The 4,564-nt window shown below is 72.8% G+C and carries 6 protein-coding genes; 5 read left to right on the forward strand and 1 reads right to left on the reverse strand.

Annotation, left to right across the window (positions count from 1 at the left end):
* The first annotated feature begins 101 nt into the window (after positions 1 to 101).
* The 3 genes from JWR81_RS11855 to JWR81_RS11865 all read left to right on the forward strand — a co-directional run bounded on the left by JWR81_RS11855 (position 102) and on the right by JWR81_RS11865 (position 1,549).
* Entirely contained in the window at positions 102 to 707 is a 606-nt protein-coding gene (locus JWR81_RS11855; protein ID WP_297650530.1) for a VTT domain-containing protein, read from the forward strand.
* 34 nt (positions 708 to 741) lie between these two features.
* Complete coding sequence (locus JWR81_RS11860; protein ID WP_297650532.1) at positions 742 to 999, forward strand: hypothetical protein; 258 nt, start codon at positions 742 to 744, stop codon at positions 997 to 999.
* A 106-nt stretch (positions 1,000 to 1,105) separates the two neighbouring features.
* Positions 1,106 to 1,549: a nitroreductase/quinone reductase family protein gene (locus JWR81_RS11865; protein WP_297650534.1), complete on the forward strand. Its 444-nt coding sequence runs from the start codon at positions 1,106 to 1,108 to the stop codon at positions 1,547 to 1,549.
* 248 nt (positions 1,550 to 1,797) lie between these two features.
* On the opposite strand, the gene JWR81_RS11870 is transcribed toward JWR81_RS11865, so the two are convergent.
* Positions 1,798 to 2,763: an alpha/beta hydrolase gene (locus JWR81_RS11870; protein WP_297650536.1), complete on the reverse strand. Its 966-nt coding sequence runs from the start codon at positions 2,761 to 2,763 to the stop codon at positions 1,798 to 1,800.
* Between the two features lie 36 nt (positions 2,764 to 2,799).
* Here JWR81_RS11870 and JWR81_RS11875 point away from each other — a divergent pair, with 36 nt between their 5' ends.
* Together JWR81_RS11875 and JWR81_RS11880 are read left to right on the forward strand one after the other, a co-directional pair.
* Positions 2,800 to 3,819, forward strand: a complete 1,020-nt coding sequence (locus JWR81_RS11875; RefSeq protein ID WP_297650539.1) for a cation diffusion facilitator family transporter — start codon at positions 2,800 to 2,802, stop codon at positions 3,817 to 3,819.
* 32 nt (positions 3,820 to 3,851) lie between these two features.
* Positions 3,852 to 4,564: LLM class flavin-dependent oxidoreductase (locus JWR81_RS11880; RefSeq protein WP_297650541.1), on the forward strand; the 713-nt coding region annotated here is incomplete at its 3' end.

Consider the following 4,564-nt stretch of genomic DNA (forward strand, 5'->3'; position numbering starts at 1 on the left):
GAGTGAGACCCGACCGTAGACCGGGACCCGGGGTTCCGGCGGCAGTTCCACCCGACGGGACGCCGCCGGCATCCGATCGGGAGCGGGTAACGCGACCGGGCGTGCCGCCGAGCCTCCGAGGAGGTGACACCGGCCACGGTGCGGTCCCGCCCGTCGCCGGGGCGGGGTCTGTCACGCTGGGCGATGCCCGAAGTGCGAGGAGCGTCCCGCCTGCGAAAGGCCGCCACGACCTGCTCGCCGTCGTCGGGTTGTTCCTCGCGGCCGTCGCGGGGTCGGTGCTGGGCGACCTGCTCGTGTTCGCGCTGGGCCGTTCGTCGCACGAGCTGGTGGCCCGCAGCTGCCACGGCGGGCTGGCGCTGTGGGTGCGCAGGCACCTGGTGAGGCGCCCCGGCGTCGCGCTCGTCGGGGCGCGGTTCGTGCCCGGCGGGCGGTTGGTGAGTACGGCTGCGGCCGGTCGTTTCGGTCTCTCTTTGCGACCGTTCCTGCTCTGGTCGCTGGCGAGCTCGGCTGTGTGGAGCGGCTACATGCTCGCGGTCGGGATGCTGCTCGGACCGCTGACGGGAGGAAATCCGCTGCTCAGCCTAGCTGCCGGCCTGGTGATGGCGACAGCGACGGCCGCCGGCTTCGCGCTCGCGGCACGCCTACGCCGGCCGCGGCGGACGTGGGCGGTGCACGTCCGCGTTCCGGAGGCCGTGCCCGCGGGTTGACCTTGAGGGTGTGATCCAGCGCATACTTCCGGGCATGGCTGAACATCGATGGATCGCGAAGGTCGGCGAGGACAACGCGATCTTCCTGGCGACGGAGAGCCGCACCGCGCGCCTGGCTCGGGAGTACCGGCCCGTGGACCTCGGGGACGGGCAGATCGAGCTCAGCAAGCTCGCACTGGGGGCCTCGCGGGAGATGGGCGAGGAGGAGGACGGCTATATCACCGACGACGGTGAGGGCCTTCGGATCTGGGTCGGTGACGACGCGTTCGAGCTCGAACTGCACGAGACCTGAGAGCGTCCGGCCAAAACGAGATCACTGCTCTTGACGTGTCGAGCGGCTGAGTGTTCACTGTGTGCAGACGAGAGCACTGCTCTCGCTGGCTCAGAGGAGAAACGCGATGTCCGCCGACGCCCGCTACGCCCGCCCCGGCCGTCTCACCGAGATCTTCAACGACGTCGTCGCCGGGCTCACCCGGCTCGGCATCAGCGTCTGGGGCAGCCGCGTGCTGGCCGTCCGCGGGCGCACGAGCGGGGAGTGGCGCACCACGCCCGTCAACCTGCTCACCGTCGACGGCGTGCGCTACCTGGTGGCGCCCCGCGGCTTGACGCAGTGGGTGCGCAACATGCGGACCGCGGGCGGCGGCGAGCTGCGCGTGGGGCGTCGGGTGGAGGAGTTCACCGCCGTCGAGCTCGCCGACGACGAGAAGCCGGCGATCCTGCGGCCCTACCTGAGGCGGTGGAAGTTCGAGGTGGGTGTGTTCTTCGACGGCGTCGACGCGTCGGCGTCGGACGAGACGCTGCGGGAGATCGCTCCGGGCTACCCGGTCTTCCGGCTGCAGTGAGCGGTGCGGGGAGCTGTGTGATCAACCGAGGCCGGCGGAGGCTCCCCAGTTCCGCCGGCCCCGGTCACTCCCTCAACGGCTGCGGCTTCTGCGGGTTTCGGGCGATTCCTGTGCTCCGTCGAGCGGGGGCATCCGGTCGGTGACCGGTCCCACAGCGGTTGCACGATCAACGGTCGCCGCCGAGCGATCGGCGGCCACCAGCGGGCGCCATGTGGGCGAGCCGCGCTCCGGCATGTCACGGTTGCCGATCATGGGGCCAGGCCGGCCGCGAACTCCACGACCGCCGCGCTGACCTGCTCCGGACGCTCCTGCTGCGTCCAGTGCCCGCACCCCGGCAGCTGCACGGCCGAGCGCAGGTCCGCCACGGTGCGGCGCAGCGTGGCCACCAGCCCCTCGAACGGCACCCCGGCCACCACCACGTCCTGGTCGCCCGCGAGGTAGAGCGCGGGTGGGGTGATCGGCGCCCCGGCCAAGGCCGCGGTCAGCGCCCAGTTCCGGTCGAGGTTGCGGTACCAGTTCAAGCCGCCCGTGAAGCCGCGGTCGCCGTACTCCGCGACGTAGACGTCGAGGTCGTCGTCGGTGAGCCAGCCGGGCAGCTCCGCCGGTTCCGGCAGCGCGTCGAGGAACCCGCCGCCCGGGGGCACCGTCAGCGACGCCGCATCACCGCCGCCGGACGTCGCCGACAGCAGCCGCCGGAACGTCGCCCGCGGGTCGGCGCCCAGCTCGGCGTCGGCGACCCCGGGCTCCTGGAAGTACAGCTGGTAGAAGCCCGTGCCGAAGCGCTTGGCCATCCCCGCGGTGGGCGGGGCCGGCGGCCGCGGCAGGTGCGGCACCGACAGTGCGACGACGCCGCGCACCCGGTCGGGCCGCAGCAGCGCGGTGTGCCAGGCGACGGGAGCGCCCCAGTCGTGCCCGGCCACGACCGCGCGCTCGGCGCCCACGGCGTCCAGCACGCCGATCGCGTCGCCGACGAGGTGCAGCACCGTGTAGGCGTCGACCGCGTCGGGGGCGTCGCTTCGGCCGTATCCGCGCTGGTCGGGGGCCACGACGTGGAAGCCGGCCGCGGCGAGGTCGACGAGCTGGTGACGCCAGGAGTACCAGCACTCCGGGAACCCGTGCAGCAGCAGCACGACGGGGCCGTCGGCCGGACCGGCCTCCACGAGATGCAGGCCGAGCCCGCCGACGTCGACGGTGCGGTGGACGATCTCTTCCATCCCCCAACCGTAGGGCGCGGCCCGTACCCTCGCGCCGTGTCCGACGACAAGAGCGCGGCCGAGAACGACTCCCACGGTGGAGGCGAGAGCACCGCCACCGTGCTCGTCGCGCTGGGCGCCAACGCCCTGATCGGCGTGCTCAAGCTGGTGGCCGGGCTGCTCACCGGCTCGGCGGCGATGCTGGCGGAGGCGGCGCACTCCGTGGCCGACACCGTCACCGAGGGCCTGCTGCTCACCGCGCTGCGCCGCTCGGAGAAGCCCGCCGACCGTCGCCACCCCTTCGGCTACGGCAAGGAGCGCTTCTTCTGGGCGCTCATCGCCGCGGTCAGCATCTTCGTCTCCGGCGCGCTGTTCGCGATCTACGAGGGCATCCGGACGATTATCGGCGGCGAGGAGGAGCAGACGCTGATCTGGGTGGCCTACGCCGTCCTGGGCGCGTCGTTCGTGCTCGAGGGCATCTCCTGGCTGCAGGCGGCGCGGCAGGTGCGCAGTGGGTCCGCGGCCCACGACCAGACCGCGCTGCAGTTCCTCCGGTCCACGGACGACCCCACCGTCAAGACGGTGTTCTTCGAGGACAGTGCGGCCCTCGTCGGGCTGGTGCTGGCGCTGGCCGGCGTCGGCCTCCACCAGCTCACCGGGTCGGGCTTCTTCGACGGGCTCGCGTCGCTGCTGATCGGGCTGCTGCTGAGCGGGGTGGCCTACATCCTGGGGCGGACGAACAAGGGTCTGCTGATCGGACAGCAGGCCGACCGCCGCCTGGTCTTCGCCGTGCGGGACCGGCTCGCGGCCCGTCCCGAGGTGGACAGCGTCGTCGACCTGCTCACGATGATGCTGGGCACCGACCGCGTCCTGCTCTGCGCCCGCCTCGACCTGGACGACGCGCTGGGCGCGGCCGACGTCGAGCGTGCGTGCGTGGACATCGACACGACGCTGCGTGCGGAGTTCCCCGAGCTCGACGAGATCTTCCTGGAGCCCGTGCCGCGCAACGACGAACGCATGCGCGCGCGGGTGCTGGAGCGGTACGGGAGGGACATCGGGCAACCAGAGGAAGCTTAGATATCTAAGCGATAGATGTCTATGCTCAGGGCATGACCCACACACACCCGTTCCGCTTCGGCGTCGTCGCCACCCCCGACGGTGGCCCCGACCGCTGGATCGCCACCGCCCGGCGCGTCGAGGAGCTGGGGTACTCCACGCTGCTGATGCCCGACGGGCTGCAGCTGCTCGCCCCGTTCCCGTCGCTGGCGGTGGCCGCGAGCGTCACCACCGCGCTGCGCGTCGGCACGTTCGTGCTGGCCAGTCCGCTGCGAGCGCCGCGCGCGGCTGCGTGGGAGGCACACAGCCTGTCGGTGCTCACCGGTGGCCGGTTCGACCTCGGCATCGGCACCGGGCACGGCGGTGTGCCGCACCAGGCGGCGCAGCTCGGCCTGCCCTACGGCACCGCGGCGGAGCGGCGGCGGCAGGTCGCCGACACCATCACGCACCTCCGCGAGCTCGACGGCGAGCGACACACGCCCGTGCTGGTCGCGGCGGGCGGGCCCAAGGCCATCGCGCTGGCCGCCCAGACCGCCGACATCGTCACCCTCGCCGCCGACGCCCGCGCCACCCGCGACCACGTGGCGGCCATGGCCGCGCAGCTGCGCGAGGCCGCGGGGGAGCGGGCCGAGGGGATCGAGCTCGCCATGAACGTCTTCGTCGTCGGCGACGAGGTGCCCGAATGGACGCGCGGCTTCCTCGGCGCCACCGCCGAGGAGCTCATCGCGGCAGACTCGCTGACCATGCTGCGGGGCAGCACCACCGC

Origin of the sequence: Pseudonocardia sp., from assembly GCF_025965585.1 — a bacterium.
GTDB lineage: Bacteria > Actinomycetota > Actinomycetes > Mycobacteriales > Pseudonocardiaceae > Pseudonocardia.